The sequence below is a fragment of the uncultured Aquimonas sp. genome, assembly GCF_937888285.1.
GTDB lineage: Bacteria > Pseudomonadota > Gammaproteobacteria > Xanthomonadales > Xanthomonadaceae > Aquimonas.
Genome location: NZ_CALART010000051.1, coordinates 1 through 2742 on the forward strand (window position 1 = coordinate 1; position 2742 = coordinate 2742).

Annotated in this window: 3 protein-coding genes; 2 read left to right on the forward strand and 1 reads right to left on the reverse strand. The window is 61.0% G+C overall.

What is annotated here, in order from left to right; genetic code table 11:
• The first annotated feature begins 88 nt into the window (after positions 1 to 88).
• Both Q0654_RS10890 and Q0654_RS10895 read left to right on the forward strand, forming a co-directional pair.
• On the forward strand, positions 89 to 379 hold the full coding sequence (locus tag Q0654_RS10890; protein WP_298853747.1) for a hypothetical protein: 291 nt from the start codon (positions 89 to 91) through the stop codon (positions 377 to 379).
• A 150-nt stretch (positions 380 to 529) separates the two neighbouring features.
• Entirely contained in the window at positions 530 to 766 is a 237-nt protein-coding gene (locus Q0654_RS10895; RefSeq protein WP_298853749.1) for a hypothetical protein, read from the forward strand.
• 676 nt (positions 767 to 1442) lie between these two features.
• Here Q0654_RS10895 and Q0654_RS10900 read toward each other — a convergent pair.
• Positions 1443 to 2405 (reverse strand): IS1595 family transposase, encoded by a 963-nt coding sequence (locus Q0654_RS10900; RefSeq protein ID WP_298853751.1) that lies wholly within the window; start codon positions 2403 to 2405, stop codon positions 1443 to 1445.
• Positions 2406 to 2742 lie beyond the last annotated feature (337 nt).

The following is a 2742-nucleotide window of genomic DNA, read 5'->3' on the forward strand; positions in this document are numbered from 1 at the left end:
CAAGGAGATGGCCGAGTTCGCTAAACGTGTTGCGCTTGATTCTTGAGACCGCCCCTTATCGAGTAGCAAACCAAAAGGAAACAAAACCATGGAAGTACACGAGCGTTTAGGAAAATTGAAGCGCCTGATTCTAGCCAGTGAACTAGAAGCTGCGGACGCGGAAGTCAGATGCAGTGCTGCCGATATCGCCGAAGCGCTCAGCACCAGCAAACGATCGCAAGCCATCGAATTTATCGAGGCATCCGCAGACATCGCAGGTGACGCAGATTCGCTAGAGACTCTTGACTACCTAATGGACAAGGTGATTACTTCAGGGCAACTAAGCCAAGCCGACATTGACTCGATATACGCCCGCGCCCCCGCAAATCGCTGGCTCTAGAATCTACACGATCGAGCTAGAGGATCCCGCGCAACGATATTCATTCAGCTGTTGCCAGAAGGCAATATCGAGATCCAGCCAAGCGTTAGCCGATGCAAAGCGCAATCAAAAGCTCACCATTTCCTCGACCAATGGAAGAGGCACGCGAGTGTGAAAAGCGTCGCCCACCAGCTCTACCTCTACGAGCCCGACAGCTTCGTGCCGCTGGCCGTCGTGCGCTGGAAGGCGGCGAACGCGGACACGGCCGATGCGGCCAGCACCGACGCAGGCACACGCGCAGCCAACGGATCAAGACGCACCTCGCAGGCGGCAACGCCAAGCACCGCAAACGACACCGACCGCACCCCACTGCTTCCGCCAGAACTGCTCAGCCTCAAAGACCGCTAACCCGAACAGTGGGCCAAGCTCGAAGCCCAGCGCCGCAAGCTCGCCCGTCAGCTCGGCCAATCCCCCGAACCTGAGGCCCCCGCCCCGCCCAAGCCCGAGGTCTTCCACGTCCACGTCGACCACCTCGGCACCCTGCGCGAGATCACCGACACCCACGGCCACCTCGTCTGGACCGCCAACTACGCCGCCTGGGGCAAGGCGATCACCGCAAACCCACCCCGGCGTATCCTCACCCGCCAGGGCAACACGGTCGCGGAGGTCATCGAGGAGCAAGCCGCACCGCTGGAATGCAACCTGCGCTTCCAGGGCCAGTACGCGGACGCGGAGTCCGGGCTGCATTACAACCGGTTTCGGTATTACGACACCGATGTCGGTAGATTTTCAACACAAGACCCCATAGGACAACTGGGCGGGAAGAACCTCTATTTTTTCGCCCCGAATCCTGTGCAGTGGATTGATCCCCTGGGGTTAAGTTGCTGGGGCGATCTCCTTATTAAGGCAGGCATCCCCAAACCTGATGGAATGGAGAATCCGCATGGACATCACATCATCTTCAAAGGCGACTTCAACCACCTTCCCCGAATGAAGGCAGCCTTGGGAAGAAGCCGATCCATCGTTGAGCAGTATGGCGTCGACCCAGTGAATGAGGTTGGCGCTTCCTGATTAGCGCCGAACCTCAGTGAACGGAGTTGCTCGCTGCACGCAGAAGCCGCTCTGGGCAAGGCTTGCAGCCCATCAGGTCGGCCGCGAGCTGGCCTGCCATCCTTCGCAGCTTGAAGCGGCGGTTGAAGCGGTACGCGGCCTCGGCCAGGTAGCGGCCAGCGTACTTCGACTGACGGATGGCGTGATAGACGCCGTCGAGCGCTCGCTTGAGGTTCGAGAGCAGCACGTTGACCCAGCGAGCGCCATCGACTTCGGTGGCCGCGCGGCCGCCGCCGGTCTGCAGCACGGTGTGCGCGTGGCCCGCGACCTCAATGCGCCGGAAGCACCCCAATCCATCGGTGAACGCCTCCGCCTCGGGCGCCAGGCGCCGCTGCACCCAGTCGGCCAGCGAGGCGTTGTCGAAGGCCCGCACGGGTTCGATGACAGCGAAGGTCGGATGTTGAAGGGCGGCATCGGTGCTCACCGCGATCAGGAACGGCTGCTTGTTCTCGGAGCCTCGTCCGGGCTTGCCGCCGTTGCGCTCACCGCCGAGGTAGGCGTCATCGATCTGCACGAAACCACTGAGCTGCCTCGACTTTTCCTGCTCGGCCATGGCCTGCATGATCTTGTGCTTCAAGCGCCAGGCGGTGCGGTAGCACACGCCGAGATGACGCTTGAGCTCCAGGGCCGCGAGGTTGGTCTTGGTGGAGGTGAGCAGGTAGATCGCCAGCAGCCAAGTGGTCAAGGGCAGCTTGGTGGAGGCCAGCAGGGTGCCGCTGATCAACGTGGTCTGGTGCTGGCAGGCGCGGCACTGGTACAGCGTCTGGCCGCCGCGACGAAAGCTCGAACGGTGACGACCTCCGCAGGCAGGGCAACGAAATCCCGCGGGCCAACGCCAGCGGTACAGTGCGCGTCGACACTTTGCCTCCGTGCCGTAGAGCTCCAGGAACTCAGGCAGCGACAGCCCCGACTGAAACTGGATCATGTTCATCGCCATGGCCGTGCTCCGCGCAAGTTGGGAGCTCAGCCTCGGGTGGTCGCGTCTCAGATCCTGCGAGCGGCGACTGAGGTTCGACGCTAATCAGGTGCCTTCATTCTGTACACCGATGCAGACTGCTACACCGTACTGCCATCGGCAAACTCCATCGAAAAGCACGAAGAAAAAATAGGGAAAGAGGGCGTGGCAGACTCAAGCGAAATCGCAGGGTTCAAGTGGGCCATCGGCGAATGGGCCTATGAAGCCTGGAACGGCCAAGCGTTTGCGGTCATCTCCGATGACCTAAGGAGCCTCTGAACTACACGACTGTTTCAGTCTTGCCAGGTTTGCAGGGCCA

Coding starts and splice junctions, on each gene's coding strand:
- Q0654_RS10890 (WP_298853747.1), top strand. CDS start 89: ATGGAAGTACACGAGCGTTTAGGAAAATTGAAGCGCCTGATTCTAGCC.
- Q0654_RS10900 (WP_298853751.1), bottom strand. CDS start 2,405: ATGGCGATGAACATGATCCAGTTTCAGTCGGGGCTGTCGCTGCCTGAG.